Below are 21288 nucleotides of genomic sequence, written 5' to 3' on the forward strand. Positions count from 1 at the left end.
TGCCGACGATCGGCGGCTAACAAAGATAGTCCCCGGCGCGAGCCGGGGATGCTGCTTTCCTGCCAGCCAGGTCGATGTGACGCGCGGCCGAGCGGAAGGGCCGAAGAAGCGAAGTGGCTATTCGCCGACCGTCAGCAAGGGATCGCGACAGAGGTCGACGACCGGGCGGAACTCCGCCGGGTTGTCCTTGATGGTCACCAGAACTTCGACGGGCTGGCACTGCGCCAGTGAAAGATCGATCCGTCCAGCCTGGCCCGGTGCGATCGGTACGGTGTAGCTGCCGATATTCTGGTCGACGTCGACCGGGAACACATTGATGTTCTCGATGGTATCCTGCGACGTGTTCTGAACCACGATGCTGACTGGTGCTCCCAGTACAGGGGTGCCAATCGCCAAAGTCATCAAAGCCAAAACTACACGCATGTGATCTCCAGAAAAGAGCGAGGTCCACCGATGTGAACCCCGACCAATACTATGTTGTGCGGTGACCAGGTCGGTCAAGCACGGCGGTCTCCGCCGAAGCCTATGGATCACGGCGCACCCTTAACGGATGAGAAGCCCAAAATGTTGCGAAGGGGGCGCTTAGCTCCCCACAGGCTTACACCCTGTCGAAATTGGAGGGCAGCACGATCATGTCGCGGATGGTGACGGCGCGGCGGCGGGTCAGCATGAAGATGATGGCGTCGGCAACGTCCTCGGGCTCGATCAGCCCGCCGCTTTCTCGCGCTGCGCGCAGGTTCTCCTCCGGCCAGTCGGCGAGCAGGGCCGAAACCACGGGACCGGGCGAGATCTGGGCTACGCGTATGCCATGGGGCACCATCTGGCGTCGCATGCCCTGGACAAAACTGGTGATGGCCCATTTCGAGCCGGAATAGACCGGCTCCCACCACGTCGGGAAATGGCCGGCAACCGAGCAGGTCACGATGATGTCGCCGCTCTTGCGCCCGATCATGTGCGGGGACACCGCATGGACATTCTTCATCACCGCATTGACGTTGAGCGTCAGCATGCGGTCGATGGCTTCCGGTGTGGTCTCTATCAGATCACCACCGATATAGCTGCCGGCATTGCAGTGCAGGATGTCGATGCGGCCGGTCTTGGCGAGGATTTCCGGCACCATTTCGCCGCAGCTTTGCGCATCGAGCAGATTGGTAACCCGGGGTATTGCCTGCTCGCCCAGCTCGCTTGCCAGCGCGTCGAGTGCCTCGGCATTCCAGTCCACCATGACCACAGTGGCGCCCTCTGCCAACAGGGCCCTGGTGGTCGCGAGGCCGATGCCCGAGGCTGCACCGGTGACCACGGCAATCTTGTCGTCCAACCTGTTCGGCACGTGTCTCTCTCCCGCGTGTTGTGCGCTTATACCTGCAGGTTTGCAGGCATTTGCGACGCGGTCCAGAGCGATTGCGGTTCCGTCAGACGCTCACGGGGCCGGGCAGGCGCAGGTCGTTCTCGCTGACGATGCGCTGATGCGTCTCGGCGTCGGACTGGATGCGGTATTGCACGGTCTGGCCCTCGAAGGGCAGCAGGGCGACGACCTTGCACGAACCGCTGCGGCGGGTGCTGGCGCGGATATTGCCGATCAGTTCGAGCGCCTGGCCGACCTGGTACTTGTGCGTCATGGAAAGCTCCTTAAGGAAAAAGGCCATTGCAGGTGCAATGGCCTCTTCAAATTCAGCGATGGATGCTGGAACTACTTCAGCAGCGTCAGGTTCACTGCAGATTCCTTGCCGTCGCGGCCGGACTCGAGCTCGTAGGTCACCTTGTCGTTTTCGTAGAGGCCCTTGAGGCCCGAACGCTCGACAGCGGAAATGTGCACGAAGGCATCCTTGCCGCCGGTTTCCGGGGTGATGAAGCCGAAGCCCTTGGTCGAATTGAAGAACTTAACGGTGCCGGTGATAGTGGCCATGATATCTGGTCCTTTTGGCTCGTGTTAGCGAGCGATTTTCCCGTCGGCGACATGCAGACAAGAGATAACGTTCGCAAAACTGATCAGTGAGCCGAGAACCGGAAATTACCGGCAATGGGCAGCCGACTTGGGCTGTAAACGTCCATTATCCTACCCGCCCGGGCCAATATTTGCAAGGAAGCTTATCCCGCAAGGATTCGCCCGACGAGATGCGGCGGGCTGAAACCGCCCGCGCCCGATGCAGTTTGCACGCCATACCAATGGTATTTGACCGGCCTATCGGCGGGGAAGCGGCAGGGCCATTGTCGCGCGACGCGTCGCGGTCGACAGGAGGATCGGGTGGCGATTGATAGCGATGACATCAAAGTCATTGCAGCCCTGGTTGGCCGCTTCGAAAATGGCAGCGAGCCCTATCTGGGTGCAACGGGCGACTTCGATGGGCAAGGCATTTCCTGTGGCGTGCTGCAGTGGAATATAGGACAGGGCTCCCTGCAGCCCATGATCGTCAAGGCCGGTGAAGCTGTCGTGCATGCGACGATGCCGGCTTTTGGCCAGGCCATGTGGGAGGCCTGCACCTCGCCCATCCCACGCGGCCTTGCCATCGTGCGTGGCTGGCAAAGCAACAAGAAGCTTCTTGCCGGACCGCGAGCCGAGTTGAAGGCGCTGATGGGGTCACCGACCCTGCGTCAACTGCAGGACGACCGCATCGCCAGCGTCGCCGAAAAGGCAGACGTTCATGCCCGCGCCTGGGCGGATGCCCGGGGCACTGCCGGCCGGAGCAAGCAGGAGCTGGCGTTCTTTTTCGATCTCGTTACGCAGAACGGGAGTATGAAGGGCCTGTCATTTTCTGATGTGGCGGCGTTCAAGGCAGCTGTGGGGAATGCAAAGGCCGACGATCTCATCTGCGATTGGCTTGCCGGCACCGGCAGTCAGATGTGGGGGCACCAAGATGCGCACAAGAACGCCCAGCTCTGGCGCGATGCAGTCGGCGGCGCCGAACTGGACCTTCTGGTTTTTGCCTATCTGCGATCCCAGAAGTCCGTGCTCAAGGCGCGGGCCGATGTGCTGAATCGAAACGGCACGATCGCGACGCGGCGCGGTCATGTCCACGCGGGCTTTTATGACCTGACCGAGCTGTTCTAGGCCCCCGGCCCTTCGTCCGGGCTGCGGTTGAAAGGCAGAATGTCGCCGATGGCGAGGTAGCGGCCGCCCGAGACGTGGTGGAGCGTGCGCCAGGCGGGGTCGGCGGTTTCGAAATGCCAGCGGCCATTGCTGAAGACGCGGTCGTCGGCCCAGGCGGCTTCGACTTGGCCGATGAAGAGGTCATAGGTGGACTGGTTATGCGGTTCGGGGATGAGCCGGCAGACCATCCAGGCGGCGCAGCCTTGCACGAGGGGCAGGTCATGGCCAGGCATCTCAAACAGTTTGACGCCGGAGCGGGCGAGCTTGTCGGGCATGTCGTGCAGGCTGGTGGTGCCGAGCGCATCGACCACGCTCAACTGTCCGGCGACCGGGATCTGCATGACGAAATGCGTGCTGGCTTCCACCAGTTCACGCGTCCGCGCACCGCTATCGAGCACGACCATCACCTTGGCCGGATCCATGTCGAGCACCGAGGCCCAGGCGGCCGGCATGACATTGTCCACGCCACCCTGGCGGGCCGAGATCAGGATAGTGGGGCCATGGTTGAGCAGGCGATGCGCCCGGGCGAGATCGACGGGGAGGATGGTCATGAAGGGTCCGGCTGATTTGGCGGCCGCCCATCATGACCCGATTTGTCCGGCGATTTCAAATCCTTCGGCTAACCCACCAGCACGATGCGCATCAGGTCGGCGGTGTTGCGGGCGCCCAGCTTTTCCATGACGCGGGCGCGGTGCACTTCGATGGTGCGGGGGGAAATGCCCAGTTCGCGGCCCGCCTCCTTGTTGGACTGGCCGCTGGTGATCAGATGCAGCACCTGCCGTTCGCGCGGAGTGAGCTGGGCAAGACCGCGGATGTCGCTGTTGCGGTGCCCGTTACGCAGGCCCAGCCGCAGGTTGTCGCGCAGCACCATCAGCAGGTGATCGCTGTCGATGGGCTTGGAGATGACGTCGGTGGCACCCAGTTTCATCGCCGCCACGGCACCGGTCAGGTCGGGCACATCGACCATCATGACGACCGGCACCTCGCCGCGTATCGCCCGGATCCGGCGCAGCAGGTTGATGCCGTGGTCCTCGCCGAGATGCATGTTGATGACAAAGGCATCGGGTCGGCGGCGTTCGAGGGCGATCGAAAACTGCTCGGCCGTCGTCGAGAAAGACGTCTGAAAGCCTTCGAGGCGGAAGAGGACGCTCAGCGCCTCGCAGGTGGCAATATCACCATCGACAATGTGGATCAGGCGATCCCGGCTGGAAAAGGAACTATAGTATATCTCGTCGCTCATTTGCCGCTCCCCGTGGCAGAATATTGCTTGATGACAAACCTTTCGCTGAATGTACTCACCACATCGCCCCGCGCGCGTGCAGAGCCATGGCCCAGGTGAAATAGCCACGGTAGTTTGCGATAAGTGTTATCGCCGTCCGATAGGGAAACTACTTAAGATGAACTACCTAGATAATAGGCTTAAATGCCCATTATCTAGGTGTCAATGCGCTTTGCTGGGAGAGATCAGACGCGCGGCGTGGCGCGCAGGGCGTCGCGGATTTCGGTCAGCAGGACTTCTTCCTTGGTCGGGGCCGGCGTGGTTTCCACCGGCTCCTTGGCGGCTTCGCGCTTGAGCGAATTGATGCCCTTGACCACCATGAAAAGCACGAAGGCGATGATGGTGAACTTGACCACGGCGTTGATGAACAGGCCGATATTGAGCGTGGCGACGCCGGCAGCCTTGGCGGCCGCAACGGATGGCACGGCAACCTGGTCGGGGTTGGAAAGCACGACGAACAGGTTCGAGAAGTCGATGCCGCCAATGATCAGGCCGATGATCGGCATGAAGATGTCATCGACGATGGACGAGACGATGGCGCCGAATGCGGCGCCGATGATGACGCCGATCGCCAGGTCGATCATATTGCCCTTGATGGCAAAGTCCCGGAATTCCTTGAACATGATGTAAGCCTCTTGATGGACCCGCGCGACCCGCGGGTGGTTAAGAAAGCCTTACCTGTGAGCCTTTTGCAATGGGCCTAGAGTAGGTCTTGCGTGGCTTTGCCACCGGGCGGATAATTTGCCGAGACCGAAATCAGGACTGTTCATGCCCGCGCCGACCCGTGATGCCGCCATAATGCTGGGGCATGCCATAGACCATGTGCCGCAGGGCATTGCCGTGTTCGACGCCAGCCTGCGCCTCGTCACCTCGAACAGCCGTTACAATCTGATGCTGGCCCTGCCCGAGGCGATGATCAAGCCGGGCACGCAGCTGTTCGACATTGCGCTGCATCTGGGCGACCGCGGCGATCTGGGCACCGGCGATGCGGCGCGACTGGCGATCGAGCGGATAAACCTGCTCACCGCCTCGCCCACGACGGTGACGCAGCGCCTGGGCAATGGCGGGCAGATGCTGGAATTTCACTCCTCGCGCCTGCCCGATGGCGGGCTGGTCATCACCTTTTTCGACGTCACGGCACGGGTGCGGGCGGAAATGGCGCTGGCGCAGGTCAACCAGTCGCTGGAACAGCGCGTCGAGGAGCGCACCGCGGCGCTCAAGCGCGTCAATATCGAACTCGAAAGCGCCCGCGCCAAGGCCGATGCCGCCAATCACGACAAGACGCGCTTTCTCGCCGCTGCCAGCCATGACCTGCTGCAGCCGCTCAATGCCGCCCGGCTCTACACCTCGACGCTGATCGAGCGCGCCAAGTCGACGGGGCTGGGCGACCTGGCCAATTCCATCGAGGCGTCACTGACGGCGGTGGAAGACATCATGGGCGCATTGCTCGATATTTCGCGCATCGACAGCGGCGCGCTCAAGCCCATTCCGGCGCCAGTTGCGGCACGCGACCTGCTCAAGAAGATCGAGGTGGAATTCGGGCCTATGGCGCGCGAGCGCAATATCACGCTCCACACCGTGGCCACCGACGCGACGGTGATGATCGACCGCTCCCTGGTCAGCCGCATCGTGCAGAACCTGGTCAGCAATGCCATCAAATATACCCCACCCGGCGGCAAGGTGCTTGTGGGGCTTCGCCGGCGGGGCAACAGGTTGCGGCTCGACGTGATCGACACCGGTATCGGTTTCAACAAGGACCAACATCGCCTGCTGTTCGTAGAATTCTCGCGGCTCGAGCGTGGCGCGCGCATGGCGCAGGGGCTTGGCCTGGGCCTTTCCATCGTGCAGCGGCTGGTCAATGGGCTGGGGCTGACGCTCGAACTCGACAGCCACGAAGGCCGCGGCTCGCGCTTTTCGCTGTTCCTGCCGGCAACGCGCGGCATTCGCGCCGCGCCCGAGGCCAGCGCCTCGCCGGCCGAAGCCAATTTCGGCATGCAGGGGCTGAAGGTGCTCTGCGTCGACAATGAAGCGGCGATCATCGAAGCCATGGAGGGTCTGCTGCGCCATTGGGGCTGCGACGTGCGTTCTGCGCTGTCGCTGAAACAGATCGACCGCGAGCGCCTGCTCGAAGGCTGGTATCCCGATCTCGTGCTGATGGATTATCACCTCGACCAGACCTCGGGCCTCGATGCCATCGAATGGCTGCGCCACAATATCGGCGGGCACCTGCCAGCAGCGCTGGTGACGGCGGACCGCAGCCCGGCGGTTCGGACGCTTGCGGAAGAACGCGGCATCGCCGTGGTGACGAAACCGGTCAAACCCGCAGCGCTGCGGGCCGCGATCAGCGGGCTGGCCAACCAGAGCCGGGCGCCGGTGAAGAGGTAGAAGCAAGAATACCCCCACCTAACCTCCCCCTGAAAAGGGGGAGGGACTGATCGAGTTCTTGGCACCATATCGCCCCACGCACCGCGCGGTTCCTCCCCCTTTTCAGGGGGAGGCTAGGAGGGGGTACCCAACAAAAACTCTTCGGCACTACCTCTCCACATCCATATCGATCACCAAATCCGCCCGATCCTGCGACTGGCAGACCAGGTCATAATTCGGCAGGTCGTTGCGTTCGATATGCGCCCGGTTGCGCTCTTCGGTGAACAGCCCCTCTTCGCCATGGCGCTTCAGCAGGCGCGCTTTCACCAGGTCCCGCTCCACATTGATGAACACGGCATAGTCGAGCAGCGGCTTGACGCCAGCCCAGGGGCCTTCGGTCAGCAACAGGTAATTGCCCTCGACGATGAGGATTTTTGCCTCGGGCTGGACGGTGAAGGCGTCGTCCACCGTGTCCTCGATCCTGCGCGAATAGCCGGGGCCGGAGACGGGGCCGGTGGAGTGCTTGAGGTGATGGAGGAAACTGACGAAGTCAGCGCCTTCGAAAGTGTGCGGCGCGCCCTTGTAGTCGACCTGGCCCATGGCTTCGAGCTTGGCGTGCTTCATGTGGAAGCCGTCCATGGGGACCAATGCGGCGATGCCGGGATGGGTGGTGTCGAGCGTGGTCACCAATTCGGCGGCGAGGGTCGACTTGCCCGTGCCGGGACCACCGGCAAGGCCGACGGCAATGCGCTGGCCGTGGGCCTTGCTGGCCATGTCGAGAATATGCGGCACGATGCGCGACAGTGCCTGGGCCGGCGTCAGGCGCAGATGCGCGCTCAACGGCGTTTGCTCAGGCGCAGGATCAACCAGATCGGCACGACGATGGCGGCGCCGGTGGCGATATAGATGCCGATGTCGCGGAAGGCGCCGAGGCCATCGCGGAAGGAATGGCAGATCATCTCGACCGCGCCATGCACCAGATCGAGCGCATCGAAGCCGAACATGCGCATGACAATGCCGACCAGCAGCGAGATCACTGCCAGCTTGAGGATGACGCTGAGCGGATGGCCGCCAAAGAAACGCTCCAGCGGGGAACGACGCGGCTCGCTGCGGGGTTGGTCGGTCATCGGCTTGGCTCCGGCCTGTTGTGGTTGCACCTGATCATATAGGGTCCAATGTGGTTTGATGAAGGTGTGACGTATGCTTTTGAGACGAGAGGATACCCCCACCCAGCCTCCCCCTGATAGGGGGAGGGGTCGCACCGGGGATTGGGCACCATCTTGTCACCACCACCAGCCCAGTCCCTCCCCCTATCAGGGGGAGGTTAGGTGGGGGTATCCGTGAAAGACTCCCCCCTTCCCCCCATCATCAGCAATTGGTTCGCCCGAAAGGGCTGGTCGGTGCGGCAGCATCAACTGGATGTCCTCGCGAGCTGGCAGGCGGGCTCGTCGTCTCTGCTGATTGCGCCAACGGGCGCCGGCAAGACGCTGGCCGGCTTTTTGCCGACGCTGGTCGATCTGGCGGATGGCAGTTTCGAAGGGCTGCACACGCTCTATATTTCCCCGCTCAAGGCGCTGGCCGTGGACGTGCAGCGTAATCTTAATGCGCCGATTTTGGAGATGGGTCTCAAGATCAATGCCGAGACGCGGACCGGCGATACGCCGGCTTCGAAGCGCGCGCGGCAGCGCAGCAAGCCGCCGCATGTGCTGCTGACGACGCCCGAGCAGCTGGCGCTGCTGATCAGCCACCCGCACGCCGAGCTGATGTTCGGCTCGCTCAAGCGCATCGTGCTCGATGAATTGCATGCGCTGGTCACTTCCAAGCGCGGCGAGCTGCTGTCGCTGGCGCTGGCGCGTCTTGCCAAACTGGCGCCGAACCTGCAGATCACCGCGCTCAGCGCCACGGTGGCGCGGCCGGACCTGCTGCGCGACTGGATCGCCCAGCCGCTGCCGCAGCGCGAGACGCATCTTCTCACAACGACCGGTGGCGCGCCGCCGGAGCTCGACATTCTCGAAACCGAAGAGCGCCTGCCCTGGGCCGGGCATTCGGCCAATTACGCGCATCGCGATCTCTATGAGACGATCAAGCGGCACAAGACCACGCTGCTCTTCGTCAATACCCGCTCGCAGGCCGAACTGCTGTTTCAAGGCCTCTGGTCCGTCAATGACGACCTGCTGCCGATCGCGCTGCATCATGGCTCGCTCTCAGTCGAGCAGCGGCGCAAGGTCGAGACGGCCATGGTTTCGGGGCAGCTCAAGGCGGTTGTCTGTACCTCCACACTCGACCTCGGCATTGACTGGGGCGATGTCGATCTGGTGGTGCAGGTGGGCGCGCCCAAGGGGTCGTCGCGCATGCTGCAGCGCATCGGCCGCGCCAACCACCGGCTGGACGAGCCGAGCAAGGCGTTGCTGGTGCCGTCCAATCGCTTTGAGGTGCTCGAATGCGAGGCGGCGCTGGAAGCGGTTTCCGAGGGACAGCAGGATAGCGAGGATCCCGTCCTCGGTGGCTATGACGTGCTGGCCCAGCATGTTCTCGGCATGGCCTGTGCCGAGGCCTTCGATGCGATCGAACTCCATGATGAGGTGCGCCGCGCCTGGCCCTATCGCAACCTGCCCTGGGAACAGTTCGAGCGGGTGGTCGATTTCGTTGCCACCGGCGGCTACGCCCTGCGCGCCTATGAGCGCTACGCACGGCTCAAACTTACCGAAGACGGCAAATGGCGCGTCGCCAATGCGCAGGTGGTGCAGCAATATCGGCTCAATATCGGCACGATCATCGAGGAACCGATGGTCAAGGTCCGGTTGATCCGCACGCGCGGGTTGAAGAAGGGCAAGGAAAGCCCGATCGGCGCCGGCGGGCGGGTGCTGGGCGAGATGGAGGAGTATTTCTTCGGCACGCTGCTGCCGGGCGACACTTTCATGTTCGGCGGCGAAATCGTTGCCTTCGAAGGCATGCGCGACAACGAGGCTTTCGTCAGTCGTGCCCAGTCGGAGCGGCCGAAGATCCCGAGCTATATGGGCGGGAAATTTCCACTGTCGACCTACCTTGCCGAGCGGGTACGGCGGATCATGGACAGTCCCGAGGAATGGAACAAGCTGCCCGAGCAGGTCGAGATGTGGCTGCGGCTGCAACGCGACATTTCCGTGCTGCCGCGGCGCGATAGCCTCCTGGTCGAAACCTTTCCGCGCGGCACGCAGAATTATCTCGTCTGCTATCCCTTTGAAGGCCGGCTGGCGCATCAGACGCTGGGCATGCTGCTCACACGGCGACTCGAACGTTCCCGGGCGCGGCCATTGGGCTTTGTTGCCTCCGAATATGCGCTGGCCATCTGGGGGCTGGGCGATCTCTCCGGCCTGATCCGCACCGGGCGGCTGTCACTGGATGAACTCTTTTCAGAGGACATGCTGGGCGACGACCTTGAAGCCTGGCTCGATGAATCGGCGCTGATGAAACGGACCTTCCGCAATTGCGCTGTGATCTCCGGCCTGATCGAGCGGCGGCACCCCGGCAAGGAGAAGACCGGGCGGCAGATCACCATGTCTTCGGACCTGATCTATGACGTGCTCTATCAGCACGAGCCCGACCATATCCTCATCCAGGCGACCCGGCGCGACGCCGCCCGGGGTCTGCTCGATATCGAACGGCTGGGCGATATGCTGCGGCGCATCCGAAGTCATATCGAGCACAAGCCGCTCGAGCGCGTTTCTCCCCTCGCCGTGCCGATCCTGCTCGATATCGGCAAGGAGCCGATTTTCGGGGAAGGCCGCGAATCAGCTATGGCGGATGCTGCCGATGAATTGATGCGGGAAGCGCTAGGCACCGTTGAGTCAGACACTATCTAGAGCCGAGATCACGGAGACGCCGATCTTGCGCTTTGCCGGACAAAATTTTGAACCCCTGCCCTCTGGCGGTCTTTACTGGCATGCGCAACAGACGCTGCTGGTCGCGGACCTGCATTTCGAAAAGATGGCGAGCTTTGCGCGGCGCGGGCAGATGCTGCCGCCCTATGATACGGGCATGACGCTGGCGCGGCTGGAGAGCGACCTGCGGCGCACGGGCGCCAGGCGCCTCGTGTCACTCGGCGACAGTTTTCACCGCGTCGATGCTAGCAGTCTGTTAACGAATTCGGACCGGATGCGGCTCGATGCGGTGACGGATGCGCTCGACTGCATCTGGCTGTCGGGCAATCACGATCCAGCGCCCCACGCCATCGGCGGCACCTGCCTGCCCGAGCTGGAACTAGCCGGGCTGATGTTGACGCATGAACCGAAAAAAGGTGCAGCAGGCGTAGTTTGCGGCCATCTGCATCCGGCCGCACATATCCAGATCGAGGGGCGATCGACCCGCCGCCCCTGCTTCGTGCACGACAATCGCCTGATGATCCTGCCCGCCTATGGCGCGTCCACCGGCTCGATCAACATCCTGTCGCCGGCCTTCGTGGGATTGTTCCACTGGCCAGCGCTCGAAGTCACCATGCTGGGCAAAGACCGGACTTATCCGGTCAGCACCAAGAGGTTGGTGCGGGGATAGCCCCGCACCTTGAAGTTAGACAGCAGGCCGAAATGCGCCGTTCTCCCAGCCTTCGAACTTGCCGGTGAAGAAGTCGATATCGCCATAACCGAGCAGGTTGAGCACGGTAAAGCTGTGCGACAGCTGCAACCCGCCACGGGTGAAGAGCACCACGCGCTTGTCGGGCGTGACGCCAGCGGCGGTATAAAGCGCCTGCAGCTCGTCGACCGACTTCAGCACGCGGTCGCCGTCGAAAGTGTCGTCCCAATAGACGTTTACCGAGCCCGGGATATGCCCGGCCGCATAGTCGGACGGTGAGCGGACATCGAGCACGACGGCCGTCGGATCGGCAGCCAGCGCCTTGACCGCGGCCTCGTCGAGGAAGGCCGGGCCATTGCCCGGGAGCGGCGTGCCTTCGAAGGTGTAGTTGGCCAGGGATACCTGCTGGCCGGCGCGCGGATCGCGGCTCCACTCGTCCCAGCTGGCGTCGTAAAGCACGACGTTTTCATAGCCCTGATTGCGCAGTGCCAGATAGTTGTTGGCCGCCGCAACCCCACTGCCGCAGTAGGACACGACCTCGCGATCCTGGCTGACGCCGGCGGTATCGAGCAGGCGCTGCAGCACGGGCTGGGACTGCAGGGTTGCCGTCTCGGTCAGCAGGCTGGAGGCGGGCAGCGCCTGGGCACCGGGGATGTGGCCATCCTCATAGGCCTCGAGGTTGCGGCCGTCGATGATGATCGCCGAGGTGTCGCCAACCTTGCTGGCAACATAGTCCTTGTCGACGCGGATGTCGTTTTTCTGGGTCAGGGTGAAGGTCGTCGCGGCCACCTGCGGCACGTCGGTGCTGAGATCGCCCTGCCAGGCGCCAATGCCGCCGTCGAGCACGTGGACATTCTCGAAGCCGGCATAGACGAAGGCGACATAGGCGCGGCCGGGGAGAGCGGTGGTGTCATAGATCAGAATGGTGTCGTCATAGGAGAGGCCCGCCTCGCCAAGCAGGCGTTCGAACTCGGCGTCGCTGGCAAATTCATTGCGAATGCCGTCGCTCTCGGAAACGTTGAGCGCCTGCCAAGGCAGATTGATGGCGCCAGCAACATGGCCTTCGGCATAGGCGGCGGGCGAGCGGACGTCGATCAGCTTGGCGCCCTCGGCGACCAGTGCCTCGAATTGGGTCTGGCCGGTGATGATGGAGGCTTCGGCCTGCGCCTGGGCCGTCACCGTCATCAGAGCCAGGCCAGCTGGCGCCATGCCGAGCGCCAGCGCGTTCAGCGAGAGCGCCGCAAATGCATTACGGAACAAGGGTTTGATGGTGGAACGATGTGCGGTCATATCAGCCTCCGAGATTGTACGGCCAATAATCGACTGCTTTAGTAGACATTCACAACGCATGAGATTGCGTATCTTGCCCGTCGGGAAACAATGCTTTCTTCCGGCTCACCAAGCCGTGGAAAATCAGCGCCGGAAAATCACGCCGCCGAGCCAGCCGGTGAACAGCGCCAGCAGCACGCAGACCAGGCCGTAGACCAACGGCTGTTGGGTCGCCGAGAGGGCGAGGAAGCGCTCGAAGCCGATCTTGCGTACGGCAAAACCTTCCGAGCGCCGCGCGATGATGGCGCCGTCCTTGAAGACATAGGTCAGGGCGATATAGGGGCCTGGCGGAGCATTGCTGGGCAGGGTCAGGCGGGCAGAATAGAAATTGTCGGAGAGGAAATTGACGCCATTTTCCTGCACGCCGAACAGGCCATCCTGGGTCATCAGGCGGATCAATTGCTGGCCAAAGACCGCGCCGCGCCACCAGTCCTCGCTGCGCGCTACCAAAGTGTGGGACTCGGGCAGGATGTAGTTGGTGGTCAGGGTGGTGACGTCAGAAATTTCATTGAGCTTGCCGCTCGACAGCACGTGGAAATAGCTCGGGAAGCTCTTAAACTCGACCTGGGCGGTATTGCTCCAGATGCCAAAATTATTGGTCATCTGACGGGCGACGCGGTTCTGCGTCGGACCGAGCACGACGACCACGACATGAAACGGCCCCTCAACCCTTTCGGTCGAGCCGGCATCAGGCACGATGGTGCCGAAAAAGGTCAGGCGCTCGCCATCAAAGCTCGAGGTAATTTCCACATTGTCGTTGGAGACCTGCGACACGAGGCGCGCCGCCTGGGCAGGAGCCAGCATGCTGCAGGCAAAAAACAGGCATGCTGCCAGCCATCTAATCATCGCATGCCCCCCACGACGGCCATGGAGAAGGGGTCGGCAGGGACCAGCACCAGCGAGATGCCGAAACGGATGGCGACGGCGAGGACCAGCAGCGCGAGGAGGCCGCGCAGCTGTTCGCCACGCAGATACTTGCCGGCCGAAGCACCAAATTGCGCGCCGGCCGTGCCGCCCACCATCAGGCAGAAGGCGAGCAGGATATCGACGCTCTGGCTTTGCACAGCATGCAGGATGGTGGTCGCAGCCATCATGGCCACGACCTGGGCCAGCGAGGTGCCGATGACCACATTGCCGGGCACGCGCAGCAGATAGACGAGCGCTGGCACCATGATGAAGCCGCCACCGATGCCAAGCAGCGAACCGACAAAGCCGATGCAGAGGCCGAGAAGCAGCACCGGCAGGACGCTGATATAGAGGCGCGATTTCTTGAACCGCACCCGCATCGGCAGGCCATGGATCCAGTTGTGCTGGTTGGGCAGGCGCTCGCGGATGACGACGCCCTTGCGCTGCTTGAGGATGGCGCGCGTGCTTTCGACCAGCATCAGGGTGCCGACCGAGCCCAAAAGAACGAGGAAGCCCAGGGAGATGACGAGGTCGAGCTGACCGGCATCGCGCAGCAGGGCAAAGGCCGCGACGCCGCCAAAGGCGCCCAGAACGCCCGAGAGCACCAGATACATGGCCAGATGCAGGTCGATGGCGCCGCGCCGGTAATGGGCCAGAGCACCCGAGGTCGAGGCGGCAACGACCTGGCCGGTGACCGACGCCACAGCGACAGGGGCCGGTACGCCGGAAAAAATCAGCAGGGGCGTCAGCAGGAAGCCGCCGCCGACGCCGAAGAGGCCGGACAGAAAGCCGACAGCGCCCCCAATTCCGACCAGGAAGAAGAGGTTCACCGACATTTCAGCGATCGGCAGATAGATCTGCAAGGCCGAACCCGCTCAAGGAAATCACGACGCCACACGACCTTACAGGACCGTGCGTCAACAATAGGTCAAAGCTCCCGCCTTTCGACGGGAGCTTCGTGATGGGATTAGGACTGCCTTTCGGCAGTGTCAAACGACAGTTTTCTGTCAGGCGGTCCGATGGTTATCAGACGGTCCGATGGTAGTCAGACGGGCTGACTGCCGAGGACGGCCAACAGGCGGGGATTGATGGCACCGGATTCAGTCATGCCGGTGCCGCGCTCGAAGGCCTTGATCGCGTCGGCAGTCTTGGGACCGGCCAGGCCATCGGGCGTGCCCACATCAAAGCCGAGCTTGTTGAGCGCCAGTTGCACCTTGGAGACGACGTCGCGCGTGGTGATCACCTGGCCTGGATCGAAAGTCTTGGACCAAGTGCCGAGTGGGGCAAAGTTGGAGGCCAGATCCAGCGCTTCGGGTTTCCAGGTGGCGACTTCGCCAGTGATCGTGCTGACTGCTTCGGCGCTCAGCGACTTGGCCATGTCATCGCGGGCCTGAGCGGCATCCTTATCACCGCTAAGGGCGGCGAGCGAGAACCACTTGTAGGACTGCTCGAAATCCTGATCGACGCCCAGACCGCGGGCATAGAGCATGCCGAGGTTGAACTGGCTGTCGGTCATGCCCTTGGCGGCGGCCTGTTCGAACCATTCGGCGGCGCTTTCGAACTGCTGTTCGCCCAGCAAGCCACCGGCATAGAGCGCTGCGAGGTTGTGCATGGCCATGCGGTTGCCGGCTTCGGCGCCGCGCTGGTACCAGAGGCGGGCAACATCGATGTCCTTTTCGACGCCCTGCCCTGCCTCATAGAGATTGCCGAGGCGGTATTGGGCCGGCACGAAGCCCTGGGCGGCCGAGCGCTCGTACCATTTGGCGGCTTCGGCATAATCCTGGGTGACGGCACGGCCTTCGGTATAGATGGCGCCGATTTCGAACTGGGCGCGGGCATCACCATCGGCGGCGGCCTGGCGCAGCTCGAGCGGGCCCACGCCTTCGGGAGGCAGGTCGAAGGTCTGCGGTGCGCTGGCAACATTTTCCGGAATGCTGCCGGTGACGTCTTCCGGCACGATGACCGGCTTGGCCGCGGCGGCAGGCGTGTTGGCGACGAGCGTGCGCGGCATCGACGTTGCGGCAACGTCCTTGCTAAAGCTCATCTTCTGGTTCGGATTGATCGACCCGGTGGGCGTGGCATCGATCATGTCGATGACGCGCGGATCGGGCCGCACAAGCGAGACGTCGTCGGTGGCCGGCGCCGTGGCGGGTGGTGCCTCCACAGCGGGTGCAGCCGGCGCGACTTCGGGCGCAGACGGGCCCATGCGCTGAATGACGAGGTTGAGCGCCAGCATGGAAACGGCAACCAGTACCGCGGCCAGCAGCAGCGGGCGGCGATGACGGGTGAGGAAGCTCTGCTGGGGCACAGCCTCCTCGATCTCGCCATCGGGACCAAAGGCGGGCGCGACAGCGACAGGCTCGACCTTGGCCGGCTTTTCCTTCTTCTGCTTGACCGGCTTGACCGGCTTGGCCGGTTTTTCGGCCTTGGCCGGCGGCTCAACAGGATCGGTGACATTGCCAGCCGGCGCAGGGGCGGGCTGGTCCGATTTGAAGCGCGACAGGGCGCGGGCGATCACCGAATTGCTGGAGGTCGAGCTGGTGGTTGCCTCCTGCTTGGCGCGCTGGGCGCGGCGGGCGGCAGCCACGAATGTGCTGGTGCTGCTGGCACTGACCGGTGCTTCGACGGCCGGTGCTGCGGCGGGCGCAGGCGTGGCGAAGGGATCGGCGTCGATATCGGCAAAGCTCGACTGCGGGCGCGGCGGCAGCTGGGCGCTCGTCGGATCGTAGGTCTTGGCGGTCGGTGCAGCGATCGGCTCGGAAACCGATGCCGGTGCACGAATGCCGGTCTTGGCTTCGAGGGCGGAACGGACCGGACCATTATCCTTGAAGCCAGGATCGATCAGCGGCGCGTCATCGGACGGATTGGCCGGCATGATGTCGCTTTTCGTCGACGAGCGCGGACCTGAAAGCGCGGCCAGCATGGCGTCGAAACGGTCGCGCTGGTCTTCGGTCTCTTCTTCGGCAAAGGAGGACGGTGGCGCGGGCGGCGGGGTCGGAGCGAGCGGCGCAGGCTCGGCCACAAGCGGGGCCGGTGCTGGGGTCTGGACGACAGGGGCCGGCGCGGGCTTGCTGGACGCAGCATTGTCGGCAGACTTGGCCAGGACGGCTTCCAAACGCGTCAGGCGTTCGGCAGTGTCCTTGCCAGCGGTGTTGAGCAGCGCGGTCATGCGCTTTTCGAACTCGCCCATGCTTTCTTCGCTGACGCCGGCCGGTGCGGCTGGCGATGCCGTCTTGGCTAAGGCATCCGAGGTGCGCTCGGCGACCATGTCGGCGAGGACCTCATAGTCGGGGGCCTTGCCGGCAGATTTGATCAGGCCGGAGATACGATCCTCGATGCTCTTGAGGCTTTCGGGGCCGAACATGGCCACGGGGGCTGGCGCCTTGCGGGTCAGGGCGTCGCTGGTGCGCTCGGCAACCAGGGTCGCCATGGCTTCCATGCCCGCCGGATCGGTCTGGGTATTGGTATAGAGCGTTGCCAGATCATTGAGCTGGGCGCCGGTCTCGTCCATGCGCTCCATCAGCAGCTTGAGCTGGTCTTCCACCTTGCCATTGTCGCCCGGAATGCGGGTGGCAAGAGCTTCGATCTGGTCTTCAATGCGCAGGAAGCGGGGTTCCATCCCCGAGAGGACGGCGTCGCGGAGTGAGGCGATATCCTCCTTGAGGCCGGTAACCTCGCCGCTGGCGGATTCAAAACCACCGATACGGGAGGCGAGCGCATCGACCTTGGCGACGAGCTTGCCCGGTGCGGCTTCGCCGTCCTTCATCACCCTGGTGAAGGCAGCCATTTCAGCGGTAAGGCGCTCGAAATCGGTCGAGGACAGGGCGGTGTTGCGCTCGATGGCGTCGATGCGGTCATAGACATTGCGCACGCTTTCTTCGATGGCGTGCATGGCCGGGGCTAGCGTATCAGGCGCGGCGGCCTTCTTTTCCTCGCGATGGATCTCGCGTTCCATCTGCTGGGCCTGCAGTTCGGCCAGCTTGCCGACGGTGGTCGAGACGTCGTCGAGGCGCTTGTTGAGGGCGGAGAGATCGACCTTGGGGCCGTTCTCGATCATGGCAGCCAGGGCACCGATCTGGGCTTCGAGCCGCTTGACCTGGCCGGTTTCGCCAACGGCACCGGCCAGCAGTTCGACCACATGGGTGAGCTGTTCGACCTGGTTGGCGACCTCGTTGATGCTGCCATTGTTGGCGCGCTGATGCTTGAGTTCGCCCTCGAGGCGTTCGAGGCGGCCAGAGAGGCCGGTGACGAGCGTGGTGAGTTCGCGGAATTCGGGCTGATCGCTGGCGCGACGGCCCAATGCAGCCGCGGGGGCGGACATCTGGCGGCCACGGATCTCGGCAATGGCATTGCTCAGTGCGTCGCGCTCATCGTCATGCTCGTCGCGTTCGCTGAAGCGATCAACGGCGCGTTTGACGGTCTGCAGCGCCTCGCGGCGGCGGACGGAGGGCTCGGGACCAACCACCTGATCGCGCAGGTTGCGTACCCGGCGGGCGATGCCGCTGAAGGCTGGCTCTTCGCGCTCGACGTCGGCGTAGCGCCCTTCGACCTGATCGAGCAGCGCAACGAGTTCGCCGCGCAGGGCCTGCCACTCGCCGGGCTGCGGCTCCTCGGGCAGATCGGACATGTCGGGATTTTGGTAGGCGCGGGCCATTGGCTTGTCCCTGTCACTAAGCGGCGGACCCCTCGCGATTCAACGCGAAGGCATAAGACATACTCTTGGAAAAACATGGTAAAGAACCCGTTAAGTATCGCTGCAATATGCGAGTGATGGCGCGCATTTGGCGCTAATGTGTAGACCAAATGACAGGTCGAACCTGGTCCCGTCTTGCGCTAAAAGGACCGCTCAACGGAGTGCTTGAGACCATGACCCGCCGCCGCATCATCATCGTCGATGACCATCCCCTGTTCCGCGCGGCACTGAAGCAGACGCTGGCCGGCGGCGACGCTGCCATCACAGTCGAAGAGGCAGGCGATCTCAATGGGTTAAGCACTGCGCTCGACGCCGATCGGGATTGCGACCTGGTGCTGCTCGACCTCAATATGCCGGGGGTGCGGGGCTTTTCGGGCCTGCTGCTGCTACGCGCGCAATATCCGGACATTCCCGTAATGATCATCTCGGCCGTCGAGGACAGCGCCGTGGTCCGGCGCGCCTTCGAACTGGGTGCCGCGGGTTATCTTCACAAATCTGTCGGACCGACGGAAATTCGTCGCGCGATCGAGACGGTTTTGTCCGGCGAGGTGTTCGTGCCCGAGGGAACGACGCTGGGCGGAGAGGATGATCAGACCGCGCTGATGCGCCGTCTGTCGACGCTGACGCCGCAGCAGGTGCGCGTGCTGATGATGCTCAGCGACGGCTTGATGAACAAGCAGATCGCCTATGAGCTTTCCATTTCGGAAGCCACGGTCAAGGCGCATGTCTCGGCGATCCTGCAGAAGCTCGATGTCGACAGCCGCACGCAGGCGGTGATCGCCGCCGCGCGCATCGAGGAGGGCGAGTTCGAAGCGCTGTTCTCACTCAACACGGCCGACAAGACTAGCTGACGCGGCCCCTGCCCTCGGCCCAGTCACCCGTTTTGCTGCCGACCAGTTCGGCGATATTGGTCTTGCCGGCCGAGCGGACGGCGGCGACAAGGCCGCGCTTGAGGCGATCGAGCATGTCGAGCCCGCCAAAGACCATGGCCGAATAGAGCTGGATGGCATTCGCGCCGGCTTCGATCTTGGCCAGGGCCGATTGCGGCGAATGAATGCCTCCGACACCAATCATGGGCAGGGTTCCGACGCGCTGGCGCATCTGGGCGAGGCGCTGGGTCGAGAGGTCGAAGAGCGGCTTGCCAGAGAGGCCGCCGGTTTCGTCAGCATTTTCCAGACCGGCCACCACATCGCGGGTGATGGTGGTGTTGGAAACGATGAGACCATCGAGATCGGTGGCGAGGACCACGGCAGCGATGGCGTCGAGCGCTGCTTCGTCGAGATCAGGCGCGATCTTGAGGAAGACCGGAACGCGGGTCTTGGCCTTGGCGCGGTTGGCGAGCACTTCGCCGAGCAGGCAGCGCAGCGCTTCGTCGGCCTGCAGATTACGCAGTCCGGGCGTATTGGGCGAGGAGATGTTGACGGTCAGATAATCGGCCAGATCGGCAAAGCGGGTGACGCCGAGCACGTAATCGGCGACGAAATCCTCGCTGTCCTTGTTGGCGCCGATATTGACGCCCAGCGCCGCGGGAATGCGCTGGCCCTTGAGGCGCTCGAAAGCCGCCTGATGGCCTTCATTGTTGAAGCCCATGCGATTGATGACGCCTTCGGCCTCAAGCACACGGAAGAGACGCGGCTTTGGATTTCCGGCCTGCGGGCGCGGCGTCACCGTACCGATCTCGACCATACCGAAACCCATTTTCGCGAGCGGTTTGGCGACTTCGGCACTCTTGTCAAAGCCGGCCGCCATGCCGATGGGGTTGGACAGGTCGAGCCCACAGAGGGTGGTTCGCAGTTCGGCGCCATCAGGCTGGGTCTGCTCAGGCGCGAGACCAAGGCGCAGTGCGGCGATGGTCGCGCCATGGGCGGTCTCGGCATCCATTTTGAGCAGGGCTTCGCGGGTGAGGCCGGAGAGCGCCGGAATGCGCAGCAGAGGCGAGAAGGCGGAAAAGATCATCGGACAGCCTCGGGCAAGGAGCAGTTGCCATCGGCGCCGACGCTGAGCGGCGCCTCCCAGGCAATGGCTGAAGTGGCGAGCGGGCCACCATAGAGATGGGGGAAAAGCGCACCACCACGCGATGGCTCCCAGACCAGAGCATCGCCCAGATCCGCGGCTCGCACGGCGAGCAGTACCAGTTCACCCTGCCCGGCAAAATGCAGTTTCAGGGTCTCGGCCAGCTGCTCGGCGGTCGAGAAATGCATGTAGCCATCCTTGGCATCAATGGCCATGCCATGGAAATGGGCGGCGGCGCGGGCCGGGGCGAAGACCGCCTCGGTGGCGATCTTGTAGACGAATTCTGCTGTGCTCATGGGCGGAAACTACTCATGGCCCGCAGATGCTGCAAGGTGACAAAGGGTCTTTACAATCGAAGAATTGTGGGCCTACATTCCTAGGAATTAATTCTGGAAGTCAACACACCCGTTGCAGGTGGCTGCATGCTGACCCATCGCGATATCTGGGCAGGGATCGATTCATTGGCCCGGCGACAAGGCATATCCGTGTCGGCCCTCGCCAAGCTGGCCGGGCTCGATGCCACGGCCTTCAACGTCTCCAAACGCGTCGCCAAGGATGGGCGGGAGCGCTGGCCCTCGACCGAGAGCATTTCGAAAATCCTGAGCGCCACCGGCGAAGGCTTTGACGGCTTCATCGAAGGCACGGGGGTCTATCTGCAGTCGGGGGGCCGCTATTCCAATGGCGCCGTGCCGCTCGTCGGACTGGCCCAGGCTGGTAGCGGCGGCTTCTTCGATTCCGCCGGTTTTCCGGCCGGTCAGGGCTGGGATGAAATTGCGCTGCCAGTGCCGGGCGAAGGCGGCATCTATGCGCTCGAAGTGACGGGCGATTCCATGGAGCCGCTTTACCGCGAGGGCGACCGCATCGTTGTCTCGCCCACCGAACAGGTGCGGCGCGGCGATCGTGTCGTGGTCAAGACCGTGGATGGCGAGGTGATGGCCAAGATCCTTCATCGCCAGACCGGCAAGCAGATCGAGCTGCATTCGCTCAACCCGGCCTATCCGCCGCGCATTTTCAACCTCAGCGAGGTCGAATGGGTGGCGCGGATCATCTGGGCGAGCCAGTAGTCCA

General features: G+C 63.3%; 21 protein-coding genes. 6 read left to right on the plus strand and 15 right to left on the minus strand.

Features of this window, described 5'->3' with window-relative positions:
• Positions 1-117: 117 nt before the first annotated feature.
• The 4 genes from P0Y65_14040 to P0Y65_14055 all read right to left on the minus strand — a co-directional run bounded on the left by P0Y65_14040 (position 118) and on the right by P0Y65_14055 (position 1906).
• Positions 118-423 (minus strand): hypothetical protein, encoded by a 306-nt coding sequence (locus P0Y65_14040; GenBank protein ID WEK03308.1) that lies wholly within the window; start codon positions 421-423, stop codon positions 118-120.
• A 175-nt stretch (positions 424-598) separates the two neighbouring features.
• Positions 599-1330, minus strand: coding sequence for an SDR family oxidoreductase (locus P0Y65_14045; GenBank protein WEK03309.1), 732 nt, complete (start codon positions 1328-1330; stop codon positions 599-601).
• Positions 1331-1412: 82 nt separating this feature from the next.
• Positions 1413-1619 carry a hypothetical protein gene (locus tag P0Y65_14050; GenBank protein ID WEK03310.1) on the minus strand — a complete coding sequence of 69 codons (207 nt, stop codon included), beginning with the start codon at positions 1617-1619 and terminating at the stop codon, positions 1413-1415.
• A 71-nt stretch (positions 1620-1690) separates the two neighbouring features.
• On the minus strand, positions 1691-1906 hold the full coding sequence (locus tag P0Y65_14055; protein WEK03311.1) for a cold-shock protein: 216 nt from the start codon (positions 1904-1906) through the stop codon (positions 1691-1693).
• Positions 1907-2245: 339 nt separating this feature from the next.
• Between P0Y65_14055 and P0Y65_14060 the strand changes: the two genes are divergently transcribed.
• Complete coding sequence (locus P0Y65_14060; protein WEK03312.1) at positions 2246-3049, plus strand: peptidoglycan-binding domain 1 protein; 804 nt, start codon at positions 2246-2248, stop codon at positions 3047-3049.
• Here the strand turns inward: P0Y65_14060 and P0Y65_14065 are convergent.
• The 3 genes from P0Y65_14065 to mscL form a co-directional block, all read right to left on the minus strand.
• Complete coding sequence (locus tag P0Y65_14065; GenBank protein WEK03313.1) at positions 3046-3639, minus strand: flavin reductase family protein; 594 nt, start codon at positions 3637-3639, stop codon at positions 3046-3048. The genes P0Y65_14060 and P0Y65_14065 overlap by 4 nt on opposite strands.
• A gap of 68 nt (positions 3640-3707) precedes the next feature.
• Positions 3708-4328: a LuxR C-terminal-related transcriptional regulator gene (locus P0Y65_14070; GenBank protein WEK03314.1), complete on the minus strand. Its 621-nt coding sequence runs from the start codon at positions 4326-4328 to the stop codon at positions 3708-3710.
• A gap of 224 nt (positions 4329-4552) precedes the next feature.
• Positions 4553-4990, minus strand: a complete 438-nt coding sequence (gene mscL, locus P0Y65_14075) for a large conductance mechanosensitive channel protein MscL (protein ID WEK03315.1) — start codon at positions 4988-4990, stop codon at positions 4553-4555.
• Between the two features lie 145 nt (positions 4991-5135).
• Here mscL and P0Y65_14080 point away from each other — a divergent pair, with 145 nt between their 5' ends.
• The gene (locus P0Y65_14080; protein ID WEK03316.1) at positions 5136-6752 is read left to right on the plus strand and encodes a PAS-domain containing protein; all 1617 of its coding nucleotides are present in this window, start codon (positions 5136-5138) and stop codon (positions 6750-6752) included.
• 147 nt (positions 6753-6899) lie between these two features.
• Here P0Y65_14080 and P0Y65_14085 read toward each other — a convergent pair whose 3' ends face one another.
• Together P0Y65_14085 and P0Y65_14090 are read right to left on the minus strand one after the other, a co-directional pair.
• Entirely contained in the window at positions 6900-7571 is a 672-nt protein-coding gene (locus P0Y65_14085) for a nucleoside/nucleotide kinase family protein (protein WEK03317.1), read from the minus strand.
• A complete protein-coding gene (locus tag P0Y65_14090) occupies positions 7568-7858 on the minus strand; it encodes a DUF6460 domain-containing protein (GenBank protein WEK03318.1) in 291 nt (96 codons plus the stop codon). Before P0Y65_14090 ends, P0Y65_14085 begins: the two co-directional genes overlap by 4 nt.
• 213 nt (positions 7859-8071) lie before the next feature.
• On the opposite strand from P0Y65_14090, the gene P0Y65_14095 reads away from it, so the two are divergent.
• Both P0Y65_14095 and pdeM read left to right on the plus strand, forming a co-directional pair.
• Positions 8072-10573 (plus strand): ligase-associated DNA damage response DEXH box helicase, encoded by a 2502-nt coding sequence (locus P0Y65_14095; GenBank protein ID WEK03319.1) that lies wholly within the window; start codon positions 8072-8074, stop codon positions 10571-10573.
• 25 nt (positions 10574-10598) lie between these two features.
• Positions 10599-11261, plus strand: a complete 663-nt coding sequence (pdeM, locus tag P0Y65_14100; GenBank protein ID WEK03320.1) for a ligase-associated DNA damage response endonuclease PdeM — start codon at positions 10599-10601, stop codon at positions 11259-11261.
• A gap of 15 nt (positions 11262-11276) precedes the next feature.
• Here the strand turns inward: pdeM and P0Y65_14105 are convergent, their stop codons facing one another.
• The 4 genes from P0Y65_14105 to P0Y65_14120 form a co-directional block, all read right to left on the minus strand.
• A complete protein-coding gene (locus P0Y65_14105; protein WEK03321.1) occupies positions 11277-12569 on the minus strand; it encodes a rhodanese-like domain-containing protein in 1293 nt (430 codons plus the stop codon).
• 123 nt (positions 12570-12692) lie between these two features.
• Positions 12693-13454 carry a TIGR02186 family protein gene (locus P0Y65_14110; GenBank protein ID WEK03322.1) on the minus strand — a complete coding sequence of 254 codons (762 nt, stop codon included), beginning with the start codon at positions 13452-13454 and terminating at the stop codon, positions 12693-12695.
• Entirely contained in the window at positions 13451-14377 is a 927-nt protein-coding gene (locus P0Y65_14115) for a sulfite exporter TauE/SafE family protein (protein ID WEK03323.1), read from the minus strand. Before P0Y65_14115 ends, P0Y65_14110 begins: the two co-directional genes overlap by 4 nt.
• Before the next feature lie 182 nt (positions 14378-14559).
• The gene (locus P0Y65_14120; GenBank protein WEK03324.1) at positions 14560-18168 is read right to left on the minus strand and encodes a peptidoglycan-binding protein; all 3609 of its coding nucleotides are present in this window, start codon (positions 18166-18168) and stop codon (positions 14560-14562) included.
• A gap of 212 nt (positions 18169-18380) precedes the next feature.
• Between P0Y65_14120 and P0Y65_14125 the strand changes: the two genes are divergently transcribed.
• A complete protein-coding gene (locus tag P0Y65_14125) occupies positions 18381-19058 on the plus strand; it encodes a response regulator transcription factor (GenBank protein WEK03325.1) in 678 nt (225 codons plus the stop codon).
• On the opposite strand, the gene P0Y65_14130 is transcribed toward P0Y65_14125, so the two are convergent.
• Positions 19051-20163, minus strand: a complete 1113-nt coding sequence (locus P0Y65_14130) for a quinone-dependent dihydroorotate dehydrogenase (protein ID WEK03326.1) — start codon at positions 20161-20163, stop codon at positions 19051-19053. The genes P0Y65_14125 and P0Y65_14130 overlap by 8 nt on opposite strands.
• Positions 20160-20516 (minus strand): DUF952 domain-containing protein, encoded by a 357-nt coding sequence (locus P0Y65_14135; GenBank protein ID WEK03327.1) that lies wholly within the window; start codon positions 20514-20516, stop codon positions 20160-20162. Before P0Y65_14135 ends, P0Y65_14130 begins: the two co-directional genes overlap by 4 nt.
• Before the next feature lie 126 nt (positions 20517-20642).
• On the opposite strand from P0Y65_14135, the gene P0Y65_14140 reads away from it, so the two are divergent.
• Positions 20643-21284, plus strand: a complete 642-nt coding sequence (locus P0Y65_14140; protein ID WEK03328.1) for a helix-turn-helix transcriptional regulator — start codon at positions 20643-20645, stop codon at positions 21282-21284.
• Positions 21285-21288 lie beyond the last annotated feature (4 nt).

It is taken from the genome of Candidatus Devosia phytovorans (genome assembly GCA_029202405.1).
In the GTDB taxonomy this organism is placed as follows: domain Bacteria; phylum Pseudomonadota; class Alphaproteobacteria; order Rhizobiales; family Devosiaceae; genus Devosia; species Devosia phytovorans.